This is a genomic window from Mesorhizobium sp. C089B (assembly GCF_030323125.1).
GTDB lineage: Bacteria > Pseudomonadota > Alphaproteobacteria > Rhizobiales > Rhizobiaceae > Mesorhizobium.
This window is the reverse complement of sequence record NZ_CP100469.1, coordinates 2,982,218-3,004,443: the sequence shown is the minus strand read 5'-3', so window position 1 is coordinate 3,004,443 and position 22,226 is coordinate 2,982,218. Positions and strand designations below refer to the sequence as shown.

The 22,226-nt window shown below is 62.5% G+C and carries 26 protein-coding genes and 1 pseudogene; 8 read left to right on the top strand and 19 right to left on the bottom strand.

Annotation, left to right across the window (positions count from 1 at the left end; translation table 11 throughout):
- The first annotated feature begins 99 nt into the window (after nt 1–99).
- Nucleotides 100–942 (top strand): alpha/beta fold hydrolase, encoded by an 843-nt coding sequence (locus tag NLY44_RS14925; RefSeq protein WP_155929564.1) that lies wholly within the window; start codon nt 100–102, stop codon nt 940–942.
- A gap of 80 nt (nt 943–1,022) precedes the next feature.
- Here NLY44_RS14925 and NLY44_RS14920 read toward each other — a convergent pair whose 3' ends face one another.
- Entirely contained in the window at nt 1,023–1,937 is a 915-nt protein-coding gene (locus tag NLY44_RS14920; RefSeq protein WP_023705901.1) for an alpha/beta fold hydrolase, read from the bottom strand.
- Nucleotides 1,938–2,078: 141 nt separating this feature from the next.
- A complete protein-coding gene (locus NLY44_RS14915; protein ID WP_023670046.1) occupies nt 2,079–3,323 on the bottom strand; it encodes an MFS transporter in 1,245 nt (414 codons plus the stop codon).
- Between the two features lie 203 nt (nt 3,324–3,526).
- Between NLY44_RS14915 and NLY44_RS14910 the strand changes: the two are divergent.
- A pseudogene (locus tag NLY44_RS14910) lies at nt 3,527–4,399 on the top strand (AraC family transcriptional regulator).
- Nucleotides 4,400–4,435: 36 nt separating this feature from the next.
- Here the strand turns inward: NLY44_RS14910 and NLY44_RS14905 are convergent.
- The 10 genes from NLY44_RS14905 to NLY44_RS14860 all read right to left on the bottom strand — a co-directional run bounded on the left by NLY44_RS14905 (nt 4,436) and on the right by NLY44_RS14860 (nt 12,596).
- Nucleotides 4,436–5,407 (bottom strand): Bug family tripartite tricarboxylate transporter substrate binding protein, encoded by a 972-nt coding sequence (locus tag NLY44_RS14905; RefSeq protein ID WP_023691573.1) that lies wholly within the window; start codon nt 5,405–5,407, stop codon nt 4,436–4,438.
- Between the two features lie 146 nt (nt 5,408–5,553).
- On the bottom strand, nt 5,554–6,069 hold the full coding sequence (locus NLY44_RS14900; RefSeq protein ID WP_023686120.1) for a hypothetical protein: 516 nt from the start codon (nt 6,067–6,069) through the stop codon (nt 5,554–5,556).
- Nucleotides 6,070–6,161: 92 nt separating this feature from the next.
- Nucleotides 6,162–7,097: a ribose-phosphate pyrophosphokinase gene (locus NLY44_RS14895; RefSeq protein ID WP_023686119.1), complete on the bottom strand. Its 936-nt coding sequence runs from the start codon at nt 7,095–7,097 to the stop codon at nt 6,162–6,164.
- A 141-nt stretch (nt 7,098–7,238) separates the two neighbouring features.
- On the bottom strand, nt 7,239–7,835 hold the full coding sequence (locus NLY44_RS14890; protein ID WP_023686118.1) for a hypothetical protein: 597 nt from the start codon (nt 7,833–7,835) through the stop codon (nt 7,239–7,241).
- Nucleotides 7,836–7,890: 55 nt separating this feature from the next.
- The gene (locus tag NLY44_RS14885; protein WP_023672036.1) at nt 7,891–9,042 is read right to left on the bottom strand and encodes a M24 family metallopeptidase; all 1,152 of its coding nucleotides are present in this window, start codon (nt 9,040–9,042) and stop codon (nt 7,891–7,893) included.
- On the bottom strand, nt 9,042–9,836 hold the full coding sequence (pgeF, locus tag NLY44_RS14880; protein ID WP_023805996.1) for a peptidoglycan editing factor PgeF: 795 nt from the start codon (nt 9,834–9,836) through the stop codon (nt 9,042–9,044). The genes NLY44_RS14885 and pgeF overlap by 1 nt, the downstream gene beginning before the upstream one ends.
- A 151-nt stretch (nt 9,837–9,987) precedes the next feature.
- Nucleotides 9,988–11,052, bottom strand: a complete 1,065-nt coding sequence (locus NLY44_RS14875) for a class I SAM-dependent methyltransferase (protein WP_031356129.1) — start codon at nt 11,050–11,052, stop codon at nt 9,988–9,990.
- Nucleotides 11,049–11,933, bottom strand: a complete 885-nt coding sequence (lgt, locus tag NLY44_RS14870) for a prolipoprotein diacylglyceryl transferase (RefSeq protein ID WP_023805995.1) — start codon at nt 11,931–11,933, stop codon at nt 11,049–11,051. The genes NLY44_RS14875 and lgt overlap by 4 nt, the downstream gene beginning before the upstream one ends.
- A gap of 103 nt (nt 11,934–12,036) precedes the next feature.
- Nucleotides 12,037–12,276, bottom strand: coding sequence for a BrnA antitoxin family protein (locus NLY44_RS14865; RefSeq protein WP_023683720.1), 240 nt, complete (start codon nt 12,274–12,276; stop codon nt 12,037–12,039).
- Nucleotides 12,277–12,425: 149 nt separating this feature from the next.
- Nucleotides 12,426–12,596, bottom strand: a complete 171-nt coding sequence (locus NLY44_RS14860) for a hypothetical protein (protein ID WP_023683721.1) — start codon at nt 12,594–12,596, stop codon at nt 12,426–12,428.
- Between the two features lie 77 nt (nt 12,597–12,673).
- Between NLY44_RS14860 and NLY44_RS14855 the strand changes: the two genes are divergently transcribed.
- From NLY44_RS14855 to NLY44_RS14845, 3 genes are all read left to right on the top strand, one after another.
- Nucleotides 12,674–12,976, top strand: coding sequence for an accessory factor UbiK family protein (locus tag NLY44_RS14855; RefSeq protein WP_023805994.1), 303 nt, complete (start codon nt 12,674–12,676; stop codon nt 12,974–12,976).
- Between the two features lie 316 nt (nt 12,977–13,292).
- A complete protein-coding gene (locus NLY44_RS14850) occupies nt 13,293–13,793 on the top strand; it encodes a type III secretion system chaperone family protein (protein ID WP_006202532.1) in 501 nt (166 codons plus the stop codon).
- Between the two features lie 6 nt (nt 13,794–13,799).
- Nucleotides 13,800–14,159, top strand: a complete 360-nt coding sequence (locus tag NLY44_RS14845; RefSeq protein WP_023672028.1) for a tRNA-binding protein — start codon at nt 13,800–13,802, stop codon at nt 14,157–14,159.
- Between the two features lie 10 nt (nt 14,160–14,169).
- Here NLY44_RS14845 and NLY44_RS14840 read toward each other — a convergent pair whose 3' ends face one another.
- From NLY44_RS14840 to NLY44_RS14825, 4 genes are all read right to left on the bottom strand, one after another.
- Complete coding sequence (locus tag NLY44_RS14840; RefSeq protein ID WP_023683722.1) at nt 14,170–15,192, bottom strand: glycosyltransferase family 4 protein; 1,023 nt, start codon at nt 15,190–15,192, stop codon at nt 14,170–14,172.
- A 222-nt stretch (nt 15,193–15,414) separates the two neighbouring features.
- The gene (locus NLY44_RS14835) at nt 15,415–16,830 is read right to left on the bottom strand and encodes an ATP-binding protein (protein WP_023672026.1); all 1,416 of its coding nucleotides are present in this window, start codon (nt 16,828–16,830) and stop codon (nt 15,415–15,417) included.
- A gap of 76 nt (nt 16,831–16,906) precedes the next feature.
- On the bottom strand, nt 16,907–17,626 hold the full coding sequence (locus tag NLY44_RS14830; RefSeq protein WP_023672025.1) for a response regulator: 720 nt from the start codon (nt 17,624–17,626) through the stop codon (nt 16,907–16,909).
- A complete protein-coding gene (locus tag NLY44_RS14825; RefSeq protein WP_023683723.1) occupies nt 17,613–18,146 on the bottom strand; it encodes a MarR family winged helix-turn-helix transcriptional regulator in 534 nt (177 codons plus the stop codon). Before NLY44_RS14825 ends, NLY44_RS14830 begins: the two co-directional genes overlap by 14 nt.
- Before the next feature lie 243 nt (nt 18,147–18,389).
- On the opposite strand from NLY44_RS14825, the gene NLY44_RS14820 reads away from it, so the two are divergent.
- From NLY44_RS14820 to NLY44_RS14810, 3 genes are all read left to right on the top strand, one after another.
- Entirely contained in the window at nt 18,390–19,283 is an 894-nt protein-coding gene (locus NLY44_RS14820) for a branched-chain amino acid aminotransferase (protein ID WP_023695790.1), read from the top strand.
- Between the two features lie 145 nt (nt 19,284–19,428).
- Nucleotides 19,429–19,743: a hypothetical protein gene (locus NLY44_RS14815; protein WP_023672022.1), complete on the top strand. Its 315-nt coding sequence runs from the start codon at nt 19,429–19,431 to the stop codon at nt 19,741–19,743.
- A 230-nt stretch (nt 19,744–19,973) separates the two neighbouring features.
- Complete coding sequence (locus NLY44_RS14810; protein WP_023695789.1) at nt 19,974–20,612, top strand: MBL fold metallo-hydrolase; 639 nt, start codon at nt 19,974–19,976, stop codon at nt 20,610–20,612.
- 67 nt (nt 20,613–20,679) lie between these two features.
- Here NLY44_RS14810 and NLY44_RS14805 read toward each other — a convergent pair whose 3' ends face one another.
- From NLY44_RS14805 to NLY44_RS14795, 3 genes are all read right to left on the bottom strand, one after another.
- Nucleotides 20,680–21,105: a BA14K family protein gene (locus NLY44_RS14805; protein ID WP_023672020.1), complete on the bottom strand. Its 426-nt coding sequence runs from the start codon at nt 21,103–21,105 to the stop codon at nt 20,680–20,682.
- A 192-nt stretch (nt 21,106–21,297) separates the two neighbouring features.
- The gene (locus NLY44_RS14800; protein WP_023672019.1) at nt 21,298–21,510 is read right to left on the bottom strand and encodes a cold-shock protein; all 213 of its coding nucleotides are present in this window, start codon (nt 21,508–21,510) and stop codon (nt 21,298–21,300) included.
- Between the two features lie 352 nt (nt 21,511–21,862).
- Entirely contained in the window at nt 21,863–22,075 is a 213-nt protein-coding gene (locus NLY44_RS14795; RefSeq protein WP_006202520.1) for a cold-shock protein, read from the bottom strand.
- Nucleotides 22,076–22,226 lie beyond the last annotated feature (151 nt).

Sequence of the window (22,226 nt, the reverse complement as noted above, 5' to 3'; positions counted from 1 at the left end):
ATCGCGATACATATTTTGTGTAGACAAGGATTTGGACCTGCGCTAGTCGTATGGTTATCGCGATATTGATTATCGCGGAAGCAATCAATGGAGAGCGAGATGACCAAGCCCGGCAGCAGCACGATCACCACCAAGGATGGCACCGAAATTTTCTACAAGGATTGGGGAACGGGACAACCCATCGTCTTCCATCACGGCTGGCCGCTGAGCAGCGACGACTGGGACGCCCAGATGCTGTTCTTCCTGTCCAAGGGCTACCGCGTCATTGCCCATGACCGGCGCGGCCATGGCCGCTCGACCCAGACCGATACCGGCAACGAGATGGACACCTACGCCGCCGATGTCGCGGAGCTTGCAGCGCATCTCGACCTCAAGAACGCCATCCATGTCGGCCATTCCACCGGTGGCGGCGAAGTGGCCCGTTATGTCGCGAAGTACGGCTCCGGCGGCCGTGTCGCCAAGGCCGCATTGCTCGGCGCGGTGCCGCCGATCATGCTGAAGACGGCGTCCAATCCCGGCGGCCTGCCGATCGAGGTGTTCGACGGTTTCCGCTCCGCCCAGGCAGCCAACCGCGCCCAGTTTTTCCACGACGTCGCGGCCGGCCCGTTCTACGGCTTCAATCGCCCCGGCGCCCAGGTGTCGCAGGCTGTCGTCGAGAATTGGTGGCGCCAGGGCATGATGGGCGGCACCAAGGCGCATTATGATTGCATCAAGGCGTTCTCGGAAACCGACTTCACCGACGATCTGAAGGCCATCGAGGTGCCGGTGCTGGTGATGCATGGCGACGACGACCAGATCGTTCCGATCGCCGACTCCGCGCTGCTGGCTGTCAAGCTGCTCAAAAAGGGCGAGCTCAAGGTCTACAAGGGCTTCCCGCACGGCATGGCGACGACCCATGCCGATGTCATCAATGCCGACCTGCTGGCGTTCTTCAAGGCCTAGAATCGTCCAGGCGGATAGGCAAATGCAGCCGCCGTCAGGCGGGTGCATTTGCTTTCGTCGAAATGTCAGCGGGACAGTGCCTATTTATCGAGAAAACCAGTGATCAGTTTGACGGTGTCGTCGGGGTTTTCCTCCATGATCCAGTGTCCGGAAGCGGGCACGATGCCGCCCGTTACATCGGTCGCAACAAGCCGCAGGAGATCGGCCTGCGTAGTGCCAGCGGATTTTTCACCGCCGACAGCCAGTAGCGGCATGGTCAGTTTGCCGCCGGCGGCAAGCATCGCCTGGTTGTCGATCGCGTCCTGGTCAAACGCCTTGAACTGCTCGAAAGCGTCATGCATCGCATGCGGGCGGGCATAGAGTTTGGCGTAGTGCCTGCGCGTCGCCTCGTCGATCTTCTTGGGGTCAGCCGACAGCTCGTTGTAGAAGCGGTCGAGATAGATGCGCTCGCGCCCCGCGACCAGCCGCTCCATATCAGGGCCGCGGAAGTTGAAGTGCCAAAGCAGCGGGCTTTGCTTGATCTTTTCCCAGTCGCCTATGCCGGGCAGCGGCGCGTCGATGATAACCCATTTGGTGATGCGCTTGGGATACTGAGCGGCGAGCGCATAGCCGACCATGTTGCCGATGTCGTGGGTGACGAGATCTGCCTTGTCGATCTTCAGGGCATCCAACACGCCGGCGATGTCGACGGCCTGGTTCTTCTTGGCGTAGCCCGCTTCCGGGTGGGCCGACAGACCCATGCCGCGCAGGTCCGGCACGATGACGGTGTGGTCCTTTGCGAGGGCGATGGCCGCGGCGCCCCACATGTCTCCGGTATCGGCAAAGCCGTGCAGCAGCACGACGGCGGGACCCTTGCCGCCAACGCGCACATAGAGTTTGGTGCCGTTGGTTTCGACGGACTGCGTCTTGAAACCCGGCGGAAAGGGAACGATGCGTGCCGTCGCCGGCAAGGTAACAAGAAGCACACCCAATACGGCCAATACGATCTTGCGCATGTCATCCCCCAGAGACGTCGAAGGCCCCAAGCCTTCGTTGATGACTATCTCTAGCAGGCTTTTCAACCAGCGCATGGTGAAAGAATCACAGAGGGCGCAGCAATGCCGCGCCCTGCGTCAAATCCGCAAAATCGACCGGTTTTATCTGGCCGCCGCTTGCGCCTTCCTGGCTTCCTTCATGTTGGGCAGGAACACCGTCAGCAGGCCGAGCAGCGGCAGATACGAGCAGATCTGGAAGACGAAATCGATGCCCTTCATGTCGGCGACGACGCCGAGCACGGCGGCTGCAATGCCGCCCATGCCGAAGGCGAAGCCGAAGAAGATCCCGGCGATGGTGCCGACACGTCCCGGCACCAACTCCTGCGCAAACACGACGATGTTGGAGAAGGCCGAGGACAGGATCAGGCCGATCAGCACCGTCAGCACCATCGTCCATTCGAAATTGGCGTAGGGCAGCGCCAGCGTGAACGGCAGCACGCCGACGATCGAGAACCAGATCATCGCCTTCTGGCCGTAGCGGTCGCCGAACGGTCCGCCGAGCAGGATGCCCAGCGCCGAGGCGCCGAGGAACAGGAACAGCATGACCTGGCTCATCTGCACCGACACGCCGAACTTATGGATGGAATAAAAGGTGTAGTAGCTGGAGAGCGAGGCGATGTAGGCGTTCTTGGTCAGCACCAGCAGCGTCAGCACCGCCAGCGCTCCCATCACCTTCTTGCGCGGGAAGGGGGAGACGAAGCTTGCCGCCTTGCGATTGCCCTGCGCGGCGCGCATCCGGCTGTACCAGCCGCCGACCCGCGACAAAACGATGATGCCGATCAGAGACCCGACGGCGAACCATGAAATGCTGGTCTGGCCGAAGGGCACAACGATGAAGGCAGCGAGCAGCGGCCCCATCGACTGGCCGAAATTGCCGCCGACCTGGAACAAAGATTGCGCCAGGCCAAAGCGGCCGCCGGAGGCAAAGCGGGCAATGCGCGAGGATTCCGGATGGAAGATCGCCGAGCCGATTCCGATCAGCGAGGCGCCGACCAGAAGCAGCGCATAGTGGCCGGCATAGGCCAGAACGATCAGGCCAATCAGCGAGGACGCCATGCCGTAGGGCAGCGAATAGGGCATTGGCCGCTTGTCGGTGATCATGCCGATGACCGGCTGCAGCAGCGACGCCGTGACCTGGAAGGTGAAGGTCAGAAGACCGATCTGCCAGAAATCGAGACCGTAATTCTCTTTCAGCAGCGGATAGATCGCCGGCAGCAGCGATTGCATGATGTCGTTGATGCCGTGGCAAAAGCTCACCGCCAGAATGACGGTGAAGGCGGTCGCCTGGGCTGAAGGGAGGCTGGCGCTTGGCTGCGGTGCAATGCTGGTGGCTGTCGTATCGGTCAAGGCAGGCTCCGAGGTCTTTTTGGCGGGTGTTTGCCCGCGGGCAGGCTTGGCGGCCGCTCCCGCGGACCGCCTTAAGGACGCTCGTCTGAAGCGCTTGGGCGACGCCCCTGCGGAGCGCCTTGGGGATGGCTGCCTTATAAGCCGCTTGCGAGGCGACTTCTTTCGTGGTTTGGTCCAATAGTTTCGCAAGTGGGCCATAGCCGATGCCACATGGCAGGGACATCTTCCGCGCCGGCAATGCCGATCTCGGCCGATTGCACGAAAGCCGCTGGCAGTGGCTGGAGGAGGTTTCCGGGCCGGCGGTGGCTTTGCCGACCGAATATCCGGACGGTTACCTCGTGCCGCAACACCGCCACAGCCGCAGCCAACTGCTGCATGCGCTGGTCGGTGTCGTGCTGGTGACGACCAGGTACGGGCGCTGGATGGTGCCGCCCGACCACGCAATGTGGATACCGGCCGGCACCGAGCATTCTGTCGAAATGCTGGGCGACGTCTCGATGCGCTCGGTCTATGTCATGCCGGGCGCTATCCCCGGCCTGCCGGAAGGCTTGCGTGTCGTCGGCGTCACCGAGCTGATGCACAGCCTGATCGTAGAATCGGAAAAGCTGCCGCAAGGTGGCGAACTGGAAGGCCGCGGCGGGTTGATCATGAACCTCTTGCTGCACGAGATCCCGACCTTGCCGGAACGGCCGCTCGGCCTGCCGTTCCCGTCTGATCCCAGGCTGGCGGCGCTCTGCTGACGCTTCGTGGCGGCACCGTCGCCGCATGCCACGATCGACGAGTGGGCCGATGCCGCGGGGATGAGCCGGCGCTCCTTCACCCGCGCCTTCCAGCGCCAGACCGGACTGTCCTTGTCGACTTGGCGCCAGCAGGCCTGCCTGTTTGCGGCACTTCCCAGGCTCGCCGATGGCGAGCCGATCACCAGGGTGGCGCTCGACCTCGGTTATGACAGCGTGCCGGCATTCATAACCATGTTCAAGCGCATGCTCGGGGCCTCGCCGCGCGGCTATATGCGCGGCGCCCGCGACGAAGGCATGCGGCGGGCTCAGCCTCGACTTGAGGCCCCGGCGCCGTAGCGCCAGGAAAAAGCCCGCAGCACTTTGTCGTAGGCCCTAGTCCAGCTGAACGCCGCTGGCCTTGACGATCGGTTCCCATTTGGCGAGTTCGGCCTTCACATGCGCTCCAAGCTCTTCCGGGGTGGAGGCCACTATCGAGGCGCTGAACTGGGCCATGCGGGCGATCACATCAGGGTCTTTCAGGGCTTCAACTGCCGCCTTCTGAAGAACGGCGACGACCTCCGGCGGCGTGCCTGCGGGCGCGAACAGAGCGTTCCAGCTGTAGGTTTCATAGCCGGGAATGGTTTCGGCAATGGCCGGTATGTCGGGGAAGGAGGGAACGCGCTCCTTGGTGGTGACGCCAAGCGCTCTCAGCGTCCCGCTCTTGATATGGCCCGATGAAGAGGGGAGGTTGTCGAACATCATCGGCACCTGATTGCCGATAACGTCGTTCAAGGCCGGTCCGGCGCCCTTGTAGGGAATGTGCTGCATACTGACGCCGGCCATCGTCTTGAAAAGCTCGCCGGAGAGATGCAGCGGGGTGCCATTGCCCGATGAGGCGTAGGCATATTTGTCCGGGTCCTTCTTCAGCATCTCGATCAGTTCCTTGACGTCCTTGGCGGGGAATTCAGGGTTTACGACCAGGACGTTTGGCACCAGCACGAGCAACGATATCGGCGCAAAATCCTTCTCCGCATCGTAGGGCTTTGTCTTCAGGATCAGCGGGTTGAGCGCGTGGGTTGCGACCGTGCCCATCAGGATCGTGTAGCCGTCCGGTTCGGCTCGGGCGACCTGGGCAGCGCCGATGCTGCCCCCGGCGCCGCCGACATTTTCGACGACAATCTGCTGGCCCAGCTTTTCGGACATCTTGTTGGCGACCAGGCGCGCGACCAGATCCGTCGAGCCACCGGCGGAAAAGGGGACAACCATGGTGATGGTCCGGTCCGGAAAATCGGCGGCCCAGGCCGCCGGTGCTGAAAGGGTGGCTGCGATGGAAACCGCGAGCCCGAGCAAAGTCCTACGCCGCATCTGCTACTCCTCCGTTGATTGGAGGGGCAGTATGGCCATGGTGAACTCCTCGCACAATGCAACCATGGACTGACTGCCCGCCTCAGGAGATCGGGCTTGACACCGATGCTTCGGTTGGCGTGCGCGAGAACGCCTCACCCCTCAGTTCAATCAGCCTTGGTCCAGCTGAAAACAAGCCATTTGTATCGTGACGTCTCTTCAGGCTCGGCCGTGTAGGTCATCTGCATGTCGCCGCCCTCGGCGTAGATGTCGAGCCTGGGCGCCGTGTCCAGTTCGAGCCACAGGGAATCGTTCTTGAACGACCATGTCCCGCACCAGACGCAAGGCCCCGATGCCGGGTCACCCGGTTGGTGAAAATTGTAGCGGCCGTCCGCCGTGATCTCCAGATAGTCGAAGGCGCCATAAAAGGCGGTCACAGTCTGCTGAAATTCGGTCGCAGACGCTTCCTGGTCGGGCTTCGCCGGCTCTTTCAGATCACGCGGTGGCCGGATTGCGGACCCTGCGATGCTCCATTTGCCGATGAAATCCTTTTCGGTGGGAAGATATTCCGTTTGCGCCTGCGCGGTCGAAACCGGAGCGATTGTCGGCGCATAGGCCGCGCTGGCGATGCCGATTGCGAGAAGCATTCCTGCGATGCCTGCAGCCTTGATTCGATTGCGCATCAGCTGGCTCCTTTCACGACGGTTTGGGGCAGATTCCAAAAAGGAGATTACCCCCGAGCCAGGCCCGTGGGCACGCTTTTGGGCAACATGGATTAATCGAACAGGCTCGACACGGACTCTTCGGTCGCTGTGCGCGAAATCGCCTCGCCCATCAGGTCGGCGATGGAGATGACGCGGATATTCGGGGCGTCGAGCACGCCTTGCGTCGGCTGGATGGAATCGGTGATCACCAGTTCCTGCAGCTTCGAGCCGCTGATCCGGGCGACCGCACCGCCCGACAGCACGCCGTGGGTGATATAGGCGGTGACGCTGGTAGCGCCGTTGGCGAGCAGCGCATCGGCGGCGTTGCACAGCGTGCCGCCGGAATCGACGATGTCGTCGATCAGCAGGCAATCCTTGCCGGCGACCGCGCCGATGATGTTCATCACTTCGGATTCACCGGGACGTTCGCGGCGCTTGTCGACGATGGCCAGTTGTGCGTCGAAGCGTTTGGCGAGCGCGCGGGCGCGCACCACGCCGCCAATATCGGGCGAGACGACGACGACATTGGCAAGCTGTTTGTATTTTGCCTTCACGTCGCGGGCCATCACCGGCACCGAGAACAGATTGTCGGTCGGAATGTCGAAAAAACCCTGGATCTGGCCGGCATGGAGGTCGAGCGTCAAAACGCGGTCGACGCCAGCGCGGGTGATCATGTTGGCGACCAGCTTGGCCGAGATCGGTGTGCGGCCCGAGGCCCGGCGATCCTGCCTGGCGTAACCGAAATAGGGGATGACCGCGGTGATGCGCTTGGCCGAGGAGCGCATGAAGGCATCGATCATGATGAGCAGTTCCATCAGATGATCGTTGGTCGGGAACGAGGTCGACTGCAGGATGAAGACATCCTCGCCGCGCACGTTTTCCTGGATTTCGACGAAGATTTCCTGATCGGCGAAGCGTCTGACGCTGGCCTTGCCCAGCGGGACATTGAGATAGCGGGCGACCGCTTCGGCCAGCACCCGGTTGGAATTGCCCGCGAAAAGCTTCATGCACCGTTCCTGGCGAAGGATGGGGAGGTCCTCTTAATCGGGCTTGTAGCGAGCCGTGCCGGTATTGCAAGCCTCGTTGACGGGAATCCGCCGGCTAATCTCAAAAACGTCAACAGTGAACGGAAGCCGGTAACAGGCGGATCAGCCGGCGCTGCCGCCGAGCCAGGCCGCGAACTGGTCGATCGTCTGGTCGGCGATCGCCTGCATGGTAGCGGGTGCAACCGCGGGCCAGCCTTCGGCGGCATTGACCGAGGGCGCCTTCTGCTGGCCATTGATGCGGTGTAGCCGGTTGCCAGCGGGGTCATAGACGTCCCAGACATAGATAACGGTGGTATCCTTGCCTTCCGTCATGGTCGAGAAGTAGCCCTTCAGCACATGGGTGGCGGCCTGGTCGGCGCTGCCGGCAAGGGTGATGCCGCGCTGCTTGGCGCGTGTCTGCAGTTCGGCCGTCAGCGGCGTTGCCGCTTCCACGGAGGCGCCGACGATCGGCGCGATCTGCAGCCGGGTCTTCGACAAAGCGGCGGCGCTCTGCGCGGGGTTGGCGGGTGTCGTGGCGCCGACGGCCGGCGCTGGTGTGGCGGCGGGCGCGATGCCCGGGGCAGCCAAGGGCTGAGCCGGTTGGGCCGAGGCTGCCGGCGGCGTGATGGCGGACGGCTCAAGGACGTCCTTGGCATTGGTGCAAGCGGCCAGCACAAGCGCTGCGAGCAATGACACGGTCGTCACATGCGATCGTCTCATCTGCCCGAAAACTCCTTAGTCGCGAACGCCCCCGCGTGGACCAACCATTATGGATTCACTGTACGATCAAGTCGAGATCATGGCGTGAAAGCGGCTTCGGCTGGGATTCGGTGGTCAGGTAGGTGCGGCCAAGCGTCATCGCCGTCTCGGTTTCGGAGTCCATGATGATCATGTGCGCGAACAATGTCATGTTGGGCGCGATCGGCTCGGGATTGCCCTGGTAGAACATCGGCATATCCATCCAGGACGGGGTGAAGCGGGCGCCGACGGAATAGCCGCAGGCGTTCAACCGATGCTTGGTCAGGCTGTGCGCCTCCAGCGTGCGGGCATGCGCGTCGAAGACGTCGCCGAAGGTGTTGCCGGGCGTCATCGCCTTCTCGACCGCCAGAAGAGCCGCGCGGGCGGCGTCGAACAGCTCCTGATGGCGCTTCGACGCCTTGCCGGTCAGCACGGTGCGCATCATCGGCGCGTGATAGTGATGGAACACGCCGGCCCATTCGAGCGTCAGCTGATCGTTCTTGGTCAGCTTGCGGCGCCCGGCCTTGTAGCGGCAGAGCAGCGCGTCGATGCCCGAGCCGATGATGAATTCATTGGCCGGATAGTCGCCGCCGCCGGCAAACACCGCGCCCTGCATGGCGGCAAGGATCAGCGCTTCGTCGCCGCCCTGCTTGATCAGCGGCAGGGCCGCGTCGAGCGCGTCGTCGGAAAGGTTGGCCGCCTTTTCGGCCTTGGCGATTTCAGCCGGGCTCTTGAACAGGCGCAGACGGCCGACAATACCGGAGGCGTCGGCGATCTGGCCGAAGGTCTGCAGCTGCTCGTCGACGCGGCGGCCATTGAAGGCGGTCAGGCCATGGGTGTCGTATTCGACGCCGATGCGGGCGCCGAGGAGATTGAGGTCGTTGAGCAGGTTGCGCAGGTCGATCGCCGGGTTGGCGCCGTCGCGGTCGGTCCACAGCACGATGTTGTCGATGATCGAGGTGTGGCGCGCCTGGCGCAAATCGGCCGAGCGGGTGAGCAGCACCATCGAGCCGTCAGCCTTCACAACCAGGCACTGGAAGAAACAGAAGCCGAACGTGTCGTAGCCGGTTAGCCAGTACATGCTCTCCTGGGCGAAAAGCAGTACAGCATCGAGCTTCTTTTCCGTCATCTCGATCATCAACCGGTCACGCCGGGCGTCAAATTCCGACCGTTCGAAATGCAGCGCCATTATCCGTTCTCCAAAACAATTGCCGAAACCTGCCGACCGTAGTCCGGTTCCTTGCGATGCGTCGCGCGCCGGTAGGAAAAGAAGAGATCCTCCTCGGCATAGGTGCAGCGGCCAAGCCCCTCGGCGGTCACGCCAGCCTTCTTCAGCCGGTCGACCGTATAGAGGTTGAGATCGAACATTGCATGCGCCGGATTGGCCGAAGGCGCGAAATAGCCGATGTTTTCGGCATCGGCTTCGACGAAACGGGCGACGAATTCCGGCCCGACCTCGTAATTGTCGGGGCCGATCGAAGGACCGAGAACCGCAATGATGCGCTCACGGCGGGCGCCGAGGCTTTCCATCGCGGCAATGGTGTTTTCAAGCACGCCGGTGAAAGCGCCCTTCCAGCCGGCGTGTGCAGCGCCAATGATGCGCGCTTGCGCATCGGCGAACAGCACCGGGCCGCAATCGGCCGTCGAGGCGCCGATGGCGATGCCCGGCCGGTCGGTGACGATGGCGTCGGCCTTGGGCCGCGGGCCGGGAAAGGGTTCCCTGGCAATAACGACATCGGGCGAGTGGACCTGATGCGCGGTCAGGAGATGGCTGGCCGGCACACCCATCCAGGTAGCGACGCGGCGGCGGTTCTCGGCGACCAGCATCTGATCGTCATCCGACCCGGTGCCGATGTTAAGTCCCTGATAGATGCCGCCGGAGACGCCGCCGATACGGGTGAAATAGCCATGGCGGATACCTCGCGGCTTGGCCGCTTCCAGCAGCGGCGAGCGAACAGGATCCGGTTTGGTCTGATTCAGCATGGATGGGTTTGTTGTCCGCGCCGGCGTTTTCGTCAAGGCGAAGTTCGGCCGAGTGATTGCGACAGTGCTGCCGCGTCGACTTTGCATTGGCCAAAAGCAGGCATGCGACCATAGGCGGCGTCGCGGGACGGCTTGTAACGATCTCTGAGGGTCAGACTGGCTGATGCGGCAGGATTTTCAGGATTTTGAACAGCGTGCCCATGCCGTCGGATCCGGCCAGGCGCTCGACAGCATCGGCAATGGTTTGTCGTGCCTCTTGGCTTGCCTGGCTGCCCAACTGGCCAGCTCGCTCAAGCAATCCCATGCCAAGCAGAAAGTCGCCCTGCGTCGCCAATTCCACATCGAGGCCATGTGCCCGCACGACGGCGGCCAGTGCCGCGAAGTCGACATGGGCGGTGAGATCGGCTTCGCCGGGATTGGCCAGCACATCTTCTGGGGCGTGTCTGCGCACGGCCTGCAATGTGTCGCCGAAACCGGGCTGGAGATGGCCGTAATCGGGGAACAGCCCGGCGCCGCCGTGGTCGGCCATGCGTTCGGCAATGGCCGCCATCAGTGCCGCGCGGGCCGGTGCTATTTCGAAAATAGAGCCTTGTGGCGCCTCGGCGGCGTCTTCCGGCAGCAGCGTCGCCTCGACCGAGCCGGCGCCGGCGAAGAAGCTCAACTCGTCTGAGACATCGAGGCCGATCACCCGTTCGCGCCAGCCGGCGCCGGCGCGGATGAACTGGCGGATCGGCACAGCGTCGAACAATTCGTTGCCGACAATCAGCAACGGCGCCTGCGGTAGTGTGGCGATGGTTTCGTGCCAGCCGAGCTCAACCGAAGTTTCGGCAAGCGTCTGCTTCTGGATTTCGGTCAGCCGCGGACTGGTCTCGACCAGAGCGAAGGAGGCTCCGGCGGCGATAGCCGGATCGAGCCGCGTCAGGGTGCGAAGCATGTCCTTCATCAGCGTGCCGCGGCCAGGCCCGATCTCCGCGATGGTGACCGGCAGGGGTCGGCCGATCGCCAGCCAGGCCTGATAGAGCCAGACGGCGACGAGTTCGCCGAACATCTGGCTGATCTCGGGTGCGGTGACGAAGTCGCCGGCGGCGCCGAACGGCTCGCGCGTGGTGTAGTAGCCGTCGCTGGGATCGAACAGGCAGAGCGCCATGTACTCGTTGACGGGGAGGGGGCCGAGCGCGCCGATCAGGTCGACGATGCGGGTCTTCAGCCGTGTCATGCCGGCTGTGGTTGCGGCGCCGGTTTGGCTGTGGCCATCGCCCAGATGCCGGCCAGCACCATCGGCAGCGACAGCACCATGCCCATGGTGAGCCAGCCGCCGAGGAGGTAGCCGAGCTGCTGGTCGGGCTCGCGGAAGAACTCGACGAAGATGCGTGACAGGCCGTAGCCGCAGATGAAGGCGCCGCCGACGAAGCGCGGCGTCTTCAGCTTTAGCCGCGAATGGGTGAGGAAGCGCAGGACCAGGAACAGCACCGCGCCCTCGAGCAGCGCTTCGTAGAGCTGGCTCGGATGGCGAGGCTCCAGGCCCGCGACACAACCCGCCACGGTCTGCTGGAGACGCTCGTTGCAGAAGACGACGCCCCACGACACGTCGGTCACGCGACCCCAGAGTTCCGCATTGACGAAGTTCGCGATGCGGACGAGGCCGAGCCCGACCGGCACGCCGGCTGCCACCACGTCGAACAGCGTCAAGGTGCGGATGCCGCGCCTGAGGGAAAACAGCGTCATGGCGAGGATGACGCCAAGCAGGCCGCCATGGAACGACATGCCGCCCTGCCAGACGGCGAAGATGTCGAGCGGGTGGTCGATATAGCGCTTTAAATCGTAGAAAAGCACATAGCCGGTGCGTCCGCCGAGCACGACGCCGACGGCGGCCCAGACGATGAAATCGTCGAGGTCGATCGGCTTCATCGGCAAGACGCCATCAGGCCACAGCCTTGTGTTGGTGACGAGCCGCTTGGCGTACCACCAGGCGAACAGGATGCCGACGATATAGCCGATGCCGTACCAGTGCACAGCCAGCGGGCCGATCTGAACCAGGATCGGGTCGATGTTGGGGAAAGGCAGCGAAGCCATCGGCAGCAGGAAATAGTCGTTCAACAGGGTCTCCCGGAAGGGCTCGCGTTCGGGCGCGGACCATGCGGCAGGGTTTTGGCGGGGTCAAGGCAAGGTGACGACAGCCTGATCGTCAGAGATAATGGGCTCAACCCTGCGGCTTGCCGGCGACCAATTGCCTGAGCGCATCGTTGATCCTGTCTTGCCAGCCGGGGCCATCTTCCTGGAAATGGTCGAGCACGGCGCGATCGATCCTGATCGAGACAAGCTCGCGAACGTTTGGTGCGGCGGAGGGTTCGCGAATGGGAGGCGCGGGTTTCTTGACCGGCTTGAAGGCCGCTTCAGCGGCTTCCATCGGATTGGTCGGTCGGCGCGGGGGCGTTGCCATTGGTTGATCCTGAATGAGAGTGACTCTTGCCTGGAGCAAGTCGTGAGGAAAACTAGGCCGCTGGTCTGTGAAGACCAGTAACTTCACTTGGTTCTCTCTGCCATTGCCCTGTATTTGGCTTCAAGCCTGTCCAGCACCTCGTCGCCAGGCTAGACCCGGCCCGCACTGGCATCCGAAATGCCCTTTGCGAGTGCTGCATCGAGTGCTGCAAAGCGCTTCTCCAAGTCCGCACTGTCCGTCACGGCAACCGTCGTTCCAAGAATCCATTTGCGATAATAGCAATCTGTCGGCCGGACCGTGAGCCAAATCGCGTCCGACATGAAGCCGCACCAGCTTCAACGTTCTTGCATTCCGCAGGCAGTGCCACTACGTCAATTCCAGCAAGCGAGGATTTGCCATGTCGACCGGACCGAACCGCATTCTCGATGAATTCGCCAAGCTGATGACCGATGCCGCGGGTGCCGCACAAGGCGTGCGCCGCGAGGTGGAGACTGCCTTCAAGGGGCAGGCCGAGCGCATCCTCAACACCATGGATGTGGTGCAGCGCGAGGAGTTCGAGGCTGCCCGCGACATGGCTGCCAAGGCCCGCGAAGAAAACACCAGGCTGGCCGCCCGCATCGATGCGCTCGAGGCCAGGCTTGCCGAATTGACCGGACAGGTCGCACCTGTGGCTGCGGCAAAGCCCAAAGCAAAAAAATAAAATTTGAACTTTTCCACAAAGCACAATCCGAAAAAATGCTTTGCCGTGAATCGTTTACCGGCGATGCATGAATCTTTGTGACAGCGCCTTTCCACATGCTGATGACGCAGTGCGAAAAATTAGGCTGTTCACGCGACTCCCGATCAATAGACTGAATTTGTTGCATGATTCGGAGCAGGGTCATGCGGCCGGGCGGTGGGGTCCGGTCCGGGGTCTTTGTGTCGTGAAGTCCTGGCCGTCCGAGTTCAAGACAAGATTGTTCGTCGTGTGTGCCCCGCGGAGCGTGTGGCGCTCCCCTGAACACAGGAAGCATTCCATGGAACTTCTCGAACTCGAATTCTCCCGCGAAATCCATCCGGTGGATGTCATCGAGCAGGTCGCCCATAACAATGACTGGTCCTTCGAACGGGCCGGCGATGACGAAATCTCGATCTCGGTTGCCGGCAGCTGGACCGACTATCACGTCTCCTTCTCATGGATGGAGGATTTCGAGGCGCTGCATCTGGCCTGTGCTTTCGACATCAAGGTGCCGGAAGCCCGCGCGCTGGAAGTGATGCGGCTTTTGTCGCTGATCAACGAGCAGATGCTGTTTGGCCATTTCGATCTCTGGGAGCAGGAGGGCGCGATCATGTTTCGCCAGTCGCTGCTGCTCGCCGGCGGGGTCGAACCGTCGAGCCAGCAGGTCGAGGTGCTTTTGTCGTCGGCGCTTGAAGCCTGCGAGTGCTATTTCCAGGCCTTCCAGTTCGTTGTCTGGTCGGGAACCTCGGCCAAGGATGCGCTGGCCGGCGTCCTGTTCGAGACCTATGGCAACGCTTGAGCTTCCATGAGTTCGAGCAGCGCGCGCAAGCCCGAGATCAGCTTTGCCGATTTTGATCGTGTCGACATCCGTGCCGGCACGATCGTCGAGGCCGAGCCTTTCCCCGAGGCGCGCAAACCCGCCTTCAAGCTGAAGATCGATTTCGGCCCTGAGATCGGCGTGAAGAAATCCTCGGCACAGATCACGAAATACTATGCGCCGGAAACGCTGGTGGGACGGCAGGTGTTTGCGGTGGTGAATTTCCCGCCGCGCCAGATCGGTCCGTTCATGTCGGAAGTGCTCACGCTCGGCTTCCCTGATGAGGAAGGCGCCGTGGTCCTTGGCGCCATCGAGCGCAAGGTGCCGGACGGCGGCAGGTTGTTTTAGGAAGATTGCGTCAGGCGGCCAGCTTGCGCCTTGTGCTCAGCGCCTCTTCGACCGTGTCCATGAACATTTCGGCGCAGGCTTTCCAGCTGTAGCGCATGGCGCGTTCGCGCGCCTCGGCGCGGTCGACATTGAGCGCGGCGAGCGAGGCCTCGCGCAGATCGGTCGACACCGCGCCGCCGATGCCGTCGCCGACAATGTCGATCGGTCCGGTGACCGGATAGGCGGCCACCGGCGTGCCGCTGGCCAGCGCCTCGATGATGACGTTGCCGAACGTGTCGGTGCGGCTGGGGAAAACGAAAACATCAGCCGAGGCGTAGATCTCGGCCAGCTCATCGTTCGGGCGATGGCCGAGGAAGTGCGCCTGCGGGTACTTCGCCCTGAGCCTAGCCAGTTCCGGTCCTTCGCCGACGATCACCTTGCTGCCGGGCAGGTCGAGATCGAGGAAGGCGCTCAGGTTCTTCTCGATGGCGACGCGGCCGACGCACAGGAATACCGGGCCGGGAAAGCCGAGGTCCTTCTTCTTGTCCGGGCGGAAGTGATCGGTGTCGACGCCCCGCGTCCACGGCCTGAGCTTGGTGAAGCCTCGCGACGCAAGGTCCTCCGCCAGCGACTGGGTGGCGACCAGCGTGCCTTGTCCCGAATTGTGGAAATCACGCAGCCAGCGATAGGCCCAGCTCTCCGGCACCGGCAGGCGGGCGCTGAGATATTCGGGAAAGCGGGTGTGATAGCTGGTGGTAAAGGGACGGCCAGCATTGCGGCAATAGCGCCGCGCCATGATGCCGAGCGGGCCTTCGGTGACGATATGGATATGGTCGGCCTTGCGAGCCTCGATCAGCCGCGCGACATGACCGGGCGTGGTCAGCGCCAGCCTGATGTCGGGGTAGGTCGGCAACGGCAAGGTGCGAAAGATGTTCGGGGTCAGGAAGTCGACCGCAACGTCGAAGGTTTTCAGCGTTTCGGTGAGCCGCTCCAGCGTGTGGACGACGCCGTTGACTTGCGGCCGCCAGGCGTCGGTGACCATCAGGATGCGCATGGCGGTCCTTTGCTCGGGTCGACGGTTGCCTTGATGCGATAGCGGTACGGGCCGGCTGCCCTCGCTTCGCTCCACCGCACCCGGGCATGCACGAGGTCGAAGTAAGGCGGCTGAGCCGAATCAACTGAGGTCGCGCGCTTCATGCGCGCTCTTGACCATGGTTTCATGACGGGCGGATGAAGGTGGTTTTTGGCCGAGCCCGCCTTCCAGATCATGCTTTGGTCAGGCGGGCACCTTGATCACCGCCCGCAGGCCGCCGAGCGGGCTGTCTTCCAGCATGATGTCGCCGCCATGGCTGCGGGCAATATCGCGGGCGATAGAGAGACCAAGGCCGGTGCCGCTGGCGTCGAGGTTGCGCGCCTCGTCGAGCCGCACGAACGGTTTGAACACGTCCTCGCGCTTTTCCGGCGGGATGCCCGGACCGTCATCGTCGATGGTGACGACGAGTGAGCCGCGGCCGTGATCGGCGCTGATCTCCACCGTCTTGGCATAGCGCAAGGCATTGCCGGCGACATTGGACAACAGCCGGGCGAAAGCGTGCGGGCGCACATGCACGTCCGGATCACCGGCAAGCACGGTCGATAGCTTGCGCTTGTGCAGCGACGCCTCCTCGCCGAGCTTTTGGAAATAGGCCTCGAGATCGAAATGGCCGGCATCTTCCGACGCTTCGCCGCGGGCAAAGGCGATATAGCCTTCCAGCATCGACTGCATGTCGTCGATGTCCTGGTTGAGCGCGGCCTTGGTCTCGGGCTTGCCGCCAGCCAGCGCCAGCTGCAGCTTGAAGCGGGTGAGGATGGTTCTGAGATCGTGGCTGACGCCGGTCAGCATGGCGGTGCGCTGTTCCAGCTGGCGTTCGATGCGCTCGCGCATCTGGATGAAGGCAAAGCCGGCCCGTCGAACCTCCTCGGCGCCGCGTGGGCGGAAATCGCGCGGCATCGGCCGGCCCTTGCCGAAGCTTTCGGCGGCCTCGGCCAGAGACAGGATCGGCCGGATCTGGTTGCGAAGGAAGGGGATGGCGATCGTCAGCAGCACCAGCGACGTCCCGACCATCCAGATCAGGAAGATGTGGGTGTTGGAGGCATAGGCCTGGCTGCGGCGCACGAAGACGCGCAGCACCTTGCCCTCGAGCTGGATGCGGACCTCGACGATGTTGGAATTGCCGACCGTGTCGATCCAGAACGGGCGGTTGATCTGGCGGGTGATCTCGGTGGAAAGGACGTCGTCAAGGATCGAGAAGAAGGGCTTGGGTCCAGGCGCCGGCAACGGGTCGGGCGGCAAGAGGTCGACCTTCAACTGCATGCGGTCCTGGGCGATGCGGATGATGTTGGCGTAGTCGCCATCATGCGGATAGGTCTCGATCATGTCGATGATCGCGGCGATGTCGCGCACGGTGGCCTGCGACAGGCGCTGCGTCACGGTTGCCCAGTGGCGTTCCATGAAGTCGAAGGCGACGACCGACTGCAGAAGGATCATCGGCGCGATGACGATGATCAGCGAGCGGGCATAAAGCCGCTTGGGCATATAGAACGCAACCAGCCGCCAGAACCGCTTCCAGGCACGCGGCATTGCTTTCAGCGCGCGTGATACGCGCGCGCCAAAGCCGCCTTGTTCCGGCCGTTCCAGTTGCGTGGTCGCCATTTATCCTTCCGCTGGGTCAATGGCCGCTGGTCGATGGCCACATATCTATGGCCAAAGGGCGGCCGTCAGCGGCATTCTATTCCACGCTGAGCCGATACCCAATACCGCGCACCGTCTGCAGCCAGACCGGATTGGACGGATCGCGCTCGATCTTGCGGCGCAGCCGGTTGATCTGAACGTCGATGGTGCGCTCGCCGACTTCCGAATCGTCGCCGACAAGCTCATGGCGCGGGATGGTTTCGCCGGCCCGCGCGGCAAAGATCGCCAGGATCTCCTGCTCGCGGTCGGTCAGCTTCAGAGCCTCGCCGCCCCGCTTCAGCTCGCGCCTGGCGATCTGGAAGGTGTAGGGGCCGAAGACCAGCTGCTCGACCTTGGGCGTCGTCGCCGGGCCGCCGCGGCGCAGGATGTTGTTGATGCGCAGGATCAGTTCGCGCGGGTCGAAGGGCTTGGGCAGATAGTCGTCGGCGCCGGCCTCGAGCCCGGTGATGCGGCTGTCGGTTTCCGATAGCGCGGTGAGCATCAGGATCGGCACGTTCTTCTCCGCCCGCAGCGCCTTGGTGAGGTCGACGCCGGTCTCTCCGGGCATCATGACGTCGAGGACAAGGAGGTCGAAGTCGAGCCCGGCGAGCTTGCGCCTGGCCTCGCCGGCATTTCCGGCGACAGTGACGCGAAAACCGTTTTCGGTCAGATATTGCTTGAGCAAATTGCGGATGCGGGTGTCGTCGTCGACCACAAGCAGATGCGGCGCATCATCGTCCGGCGCTGTCGGCTGGTCCACCCTCTCAATGGTCTCCATGGCTTTTCCCTGACATGTTTGCAGGCACAATGTCGATCTGCGCCCTTAGTTCCGGATTGACCATGGCTTCCAGGAATCGTTCGATCAAGGGGCGCTCGCTGGCTCCGGAATCTTCCAATGCAGCACGGATGCGGCGTGACTGTGGCCGCGCCAGGGCCAGCGCCAAGGCGCGGCCCTTGGCTGTCGGATAGAGCTCCCGCTGGCGGCGGTCGCGCGGACCCTGCAATTGCACGATATGGTCGGTGTCGATCAGTTGCTTGAGCACCCGCGCCAGGCTCTGCTTGGTGATCTTGAGCACGTCGAGCAGTTCAGCGACCGTCAGTCCCGGCCGGCGGTTGACGAAATGCAGCACCCGGTGATGGGCGCGGCCAAAGCCGTAATCGGCCAGGATCTGGTCCGGATCGGAAGTGAAATCGCGATACGCAAAGAAGAACAGTTCGATGATGGCGAAGTCGATGCCGTCCTCGTCGGTGATCGGCGTCTTGATCGGTTTTCCGGCAGCTGGGCTTCGATCCGTCATCATTTCTCCGTCCATAGAGGGAAATATGTCAGTACTATTGACGTAATTCCCCTGCAATGGTAATTTTTGGCAAGCTTTTGGGCGGATTGCGAACGAAAAGGGAAGGGAGTGCGGTTTTTCCGGAACTTCCTGAGTTTGCCAGAGTTCGATTCTCCGCTTACGCTTCAAGGGCCGCCCGACGCGGCTGTCGCGCAACAAAAACAACACCAATGATATGCGGGTCGCCGCCCGCGGGAGGTTTCCATGGCATCCGTTCCCTTCGACCAACTGGACGGCTTCATCTGGATCAACGGCGAGTTCGTCAAATGGGCCGACGCCAAGATCCACGTGCTGACCCACGGCCTGCACTATGCCAGCGCCGTCTTCGAGGGCGAGCGCGCCTATGGCGGTGCCATCTTCAAGCTCAATGAGCACACCGAGCGTCTGCATGAATCGGCGCGCCTGCTCGGCTTCAATATTCCCTATTCCGTGGCCGAGCTCAATGACGCCTCGACCACGCTTCTGAAGAAGCAGGGTTTCCAGGACGCCTATGTCAGGCCGATCGCCTGGCGCGGCAGCGAACAGATGGGCGTGTCGGCGCAGAACAGCCGCATCAACTGCGCCATCGCCATCTGGCAATGGCCGAGCTATTTCGACCCGGCGCAGAAGCTCAAGGGCATCCGTCTCGATCTGGCGGAATGGCGCCGGCCCGATCCGCGCACCGCGCCGTCGAAGTCGAAGGCCGCCGGCCTCTACATGATCTGCACCATGTCCAAGCATGCCGCCGAGGCCAAGGGCTATGCCGATGCCATGATGCTCGACTGGCGCGGCCAGGTCGCCGAAGCAACGGGCGCCAACATCTTCTTCGTCAAGGATGGCAAGATCCACACGCCGAAGCCCGATTGCTTCCTCGACGGCATCACCCGCCGCACCGTCATCGGCCTCGCCAAGGACCGCGGCCTTGAAGTCGTCGAGCGCGCCATCATGCCTGAGGAACTCGAAGGCTTGGAACAGTGCTTCCTCACCGGAACGGCAGCGGAAGTGACGCCGGTCTCCGAGATCGGTCCCTACCGATTCGAGGTCGGCGAGATCGCCAAGACTTTGATGAACGACTATTCTGCTGCGGTGCAACCTAAGCATGCGATAGCCGCAGAATAACGAAAGTCACAGCTTTTTTCGCAAGCAGGGGCGGTTTTGAGGCCGGCCCCTTTATTTCAGCATCTGTGCATTTGACTTTCGTATAATTCAGCGTCTCATGATGGTGTCGGCCCGGGAGGCTGGCAGCTATGGAGGGACTAGGTACATGGATACGAATACGCTCATTGCGCTCGTTGTGCAGGTAATTGCAGGTGTTGTCGGTGGTCAGGCGGTCGGCGTTGCGCTGAAGAATGCGGCGATGGGCCAGCTGACCAAAATCCTCGGCGGCGCCGTTGGCGGCGTCGGCGGCGCGGCGATCCTCGGCAGCCTGCTCGGCGGTACGGCCGACCCGGCAGCGGCTGCCACGGCAGCGGGCGGATTGGGTGATACGCTGAACCTCAAAAACCTGCTCGGCGGCGCCGGCGGCGGCGCCATCCTGACCGGCATCATCGGTGCGGTCATGGGCGCGATGAAGAAGTAAGCCTCTAGATCATTCACCGTTTCACGGCGAATGATCTAGTTTGTTGTTTTACGCAATTCCGGACGGAAAACCGCTTTACACTTTTCCTGGAATTGCTCGAGACTCAGGCTTCGTCAAATGGGCGGCCGTTGGGCCGCCCATTTCTGTTTTAGGACGGACTGTTTGCCTTTCAGCAGTGGACGGCCTTCGCCCGCGCCTCTACATCACGCTGGAACAGCGAAAGGACAATCATGGGTCAGCTCAATGCCGGCATCGTGCCGGTCACGCCTTTCCAGCAGAACTGCACCATCCTGTTCGACATGGATGACAAGCATGGCGTCGTCGTCGATCCGGGCGGCGACATCGACAAGGTGCTGGCGGTGCTGAAGGACAATGCGATCACCGCCGCTGCGATCTGGATCACCCATGGCCACATCGATCACGCCGGCGGCGCCATGGAGCTGAAGGAAGCACTCGGCATCGAGATCATCGGCCCGCACGAAGCCGACAAGCTATTGCTCGACAATCTCGAGAACCAGGGCCAGCGCTACGGCATTGCCGGGGCGCGCAACTGCGTGCCCGACCGGTTTCTCGCAGAGGGCGAGACGGTTTCGTTCGGCTCACATATGTTCGAGGTGCTGCACTGCCCCGGCCATGCGCCCGGCCATGTCGTATACTACAATCGCGCGGCGAAGTTCGCTCATGTCGGCGACGTGCTGTTTCGCGGCTCGGTCGGGCGCACCGACCTGCCGGGCGGCGACCATGCGGCGCTGATCGCCTCGATTAAGAACAAGCTTTTGCCGCTCGGTGACGAGATCGGCTTCATCTGCGGCCACGGCCCGGGTGGCCGCTTTGGCGAGGAAAGGCGGACCAATCCCTTCCTGACTTAGCGATGTCTTTCTGCCAAGAAAAAAAGCGCTGGCCTTGCGGTCAGCGCTTTTTGTGGGACAGGGAAGCTCAATTCGCGACGCAGAAATGCTGCTCACCGTCATTGCCGGTGAACGTGCCGCTGCGGGCATTGAAGCTCCGGTAGCGGTCCGAGCAGTATTCGTACCAGTCGCGGGTCCACGGCTCGGCATAGCGGTCGGCATAGACGACCCGCGGTTCGGCATAGTAACGGCGCACCGGCGCCGGCCGCACTTCGCGGTAGTCGTAATCGTCGTCATAGCTGCTGTAGCGCGGCTGCGGGTTGCTCAGCGCACCGGCGATCAGAGCGCCGGCCGCAAGGCCGACGACACCGGCCGCAAGCGCGTCGCCATTATGATGACGACCATGGCCATGATGCCAGCGGTTCCAGTCCTTGGCATTGGCGGCAGGCAAGGTGGCGAGGGTGGTCGCGGCCAGAGCGGCGCCCAGGATGGCGGTCTTGAAAATGCGATTCATTTTGGTCTCCTTCGTGCCGGCCCGGATAGTTTTCGGGGATGCGGTCCAGCCTAGGGGACGATTAATAGAAGACCGTGGCTGAACGGGGGCTGAACGGAATTGGCTGATACGATCCAGTTCTTGCGGCAAAACCAAGCGCGTACGCAAGGCGCTCCGCCTCGTCAATCTCCGTCCGGACTGTCTTGAGCCAGCTTAGCCGACCGACAGGTTGACGGCCTTCGGACCCTTGCCGCGCTTGTCCGGCTCGGTGTCGAATGTCACTTTCTGTCCATCCTCCAGACCGGAAAGACCCGAAGCCTGCACGGCCGAAATATGAACGAAGACATCCTTCTGCCCGTCGTCGGGCGTAATGAAGCCGAAGCCTTTGGCATGATTGAAGAATTTGACGGTGCCGGTCTGCGGCATGGGAAGCTCCCTTTGATCCCATAAAGTCCAGTTTCGGGCCGGCAAATGCCCGAAGGGAAATTTGTCCTTTATTTTAGCGCTATCGGCAAGAGAAAGTTTTGGCGACGGCGGCAACGCTGAAGGCTGGTCAAATAGATCGTGGCACCGAAGGCAATTCGCGCCAGACGATTGCTCCGGCGATCAGCCACGGCATTGACCGATAAAGCGTCCTTTGCCTCCGGCGACGGCGGTCATGAAAAAGGCGCAACGGGAAACGTCGCGCCTTCGAAACTCTGGACGGCTGACAAAGCCGGTTCAAACACGCTTTAGGTGCTTTTTCGAGCGCCCTGACGGGCGCGCGGGCACCGCCGGTTCAGGCCGCGCGGAGGTTGACCGCCTTCGGACCCTTGCCCATGCGGTCGGGTTCAACGTCGAAGGTGACCTTCTGGCCGTCGACGAGGGTACGCAGGCCCGAGGCCTCGATCGCGGAAATGTGGACGAACACATCCTTGGCGCCGCCGTCGGGCGTGATGAAGCCGAAGCCTTTGGTCGCGTTGAAGAATTTAACGGTGCCGGTCTGGGCCATTGGGGAAACTCCTTCACCCGTGTCAGTCTTATGGTTTGCCCGCCGCCTGGCATCGTGGGCAAGTCCCGGTGGTTGCTTCGGCAGTCCTGCATTTGCGCATGGTAAAACCCCCCGCCGAAAATGGGGCCGTCAGAGATTCACAGTATCGGGG

Bases quoted from the DNA above. Each gene is read 5' to 3' on its own strand.
- NLY44_RS14925 (WP_155929564.1), top strand. From the start codon at position 100: ATGACCAAGCCCGGCAGCAGCACGATCACCACCAAGGATGGCACCGAA.
- NLY44_RS14920 (WP_023705901.1), bottom strand. From the start codon at position 1,937: ATGCGCAAGATCGTATTGGCCGTATTGGGTGTGCTTCTTGTTACCTTG.
- NLY44_RS14905 (WP_023691573.1), bottom strand. From the start codon at position 5,407: ATGCGGCGTAGGACTTTGCTCGGGCTCGCGGTTTCCATCGCAGCCACC.
- NLY44_RS14900 (WP_023686120.1), bottom strand. From the start codon at position 6,069: ATGCGCAATCGAATCAAGGCTGCAGGCATCGCAGGAATGCTTCTCGCA.
- NLY44_RS14895 (WP_023686119.1), bottom strand. From the start codon at position 7,097: ATGAAGCTTTTCGCGGGCAATTCCAACCGGGTGCTGGCCGAAGCGGTC.
- NLY44_RS14890 (WP_023686118.1), bottom strand. From the start codon at position 7,835: ATGAGACGATCGCATGTGACGACCGTGTCATTGCTCGCAGCGCTTGTG.
- NLY44_RS14885 (WP_023672036.1), bottom strand. From the start codon at position 9,042: ATGGCGCTGCATTTCGAACGGTCGGAATTTGACGCCCGGCGTGACCGG.
- pgeF (WP_023805996.1), bottom strand. From the start codon at position 9,836: ATGCTGAATCAGACCAAACCGGATCCTGTTCGCTCGCCGCTGCTGGAA.
- NLY44_RS14875 (WP_031356129.1), bottom strand. From the start codon at position 11,052: ATGACACGGCTGAAGACCCGCATCGTCGACCTGATCGGCGCGCTCGGC.
- NLY44_RS14865 (WP_023683720.1), bottom strand. From the start codon at position 12,276: ATGGCAACGCCCCCGCGCCGACCGACCAATCCGATGGAAGCCGCTGAA.
- NLY44_RS14860 (WP_023683721.1), bottom strand. From the start codon at position 12,596: ATGTCGGACGCGATTTGGCTCACGGTCCGGCCGACAGATTGCTATTAT.
- NLY44_RS14855 (WP_023805994.1), top strand. From the start codon at position 12,674: ATGTCGACCGGACCGAACCGCATTCTCGATGAATTCGCCAAGCTGATG.
- NLY44_RS14850 (WP_006202532.1), top strand. From the start codon at position 13,293: ATGGAACTTCTCGAACTCGAATTCTCCCGCGAAATCCATCCGGTGGAT.
- NLY44_RS14845 (WP_023672028.1), top strand. From the start codon at position 13,800: ATGAGTTCGAGCAGCGCGCGCAAGCCCGAGATCAGCTTTGCCGATTTT.
- NLY44_RS14840 (WP_023683722.1), bottom strand. From the start codon at position 15,192: ATGCGCATCCTGATGGTCACCGACGCCTGGCGGCCGCAAGTCAACGGC.
- NLY44_RS14835 (WP_023672026.1), bottom strand. From the start codon at position 16,830: ATGGCGACCACGCAACTGGAACGGCCGGAACAAGGCGGCTTTGGCGCG.
- NLY44_RS14830 (WP_023672025.1), bottom strand. From the start codon at position 17,626: ATGGAGACCATTGAGAGGGTGGACCAGCCGACAGCGCCGGACGATGAT.
- NLY44_RS14825 (WP_023683723.1), bottom strand. From the start codon at position 18,146: ATGACGGATCGAAGCCCAGCTGCCGGAAAACCGATCAAGACGCCGATC.
- NLY44_RS14820 (WP_023695790.1), top strand. From the start codon at position 18,390: ATGGCATCCGTTCCCTTCGACCAACTGGACGGCTTCATCTGGATCAAC.
- NLY44_RS14815 (WP_023672022.1), top strand. From the start codon at position 19,429: ATGGATACGAATACGCTCATTGCGCTCGTTGTGCAGGTAATTGCAGGT.
- NLY44_RS14810 (WP_023695789.1), top strand. From the start codon at position 19,974: ATGGGTCAGCTCAATGCCGGCATCGTGCCGGTCACGCCTTTCCAGCAG.
- NLY44_RS14805 (WP_023672020.1), bottom strand. From the start codon at position 21,105: ATGAATCGCATTTTCAAGACCGCCATCCTGGGCGCCGCTCTGGCCGCG.
- NLY44_RS14800 (WP_023672019.1), bottom strand. From the start codon at position 21,510: ATGCCGCAGACCGGCACCGTCAAATTCTTCAATCATGCCAAAGGCTTC.
- NLY44_RS14795 (WP_006202520.1), bottom strand. From the start codon at position 22,075: ATGGCCCAGACCGGCACCGTTAAATTCTTCAACGCGACCAAAGGCTTC.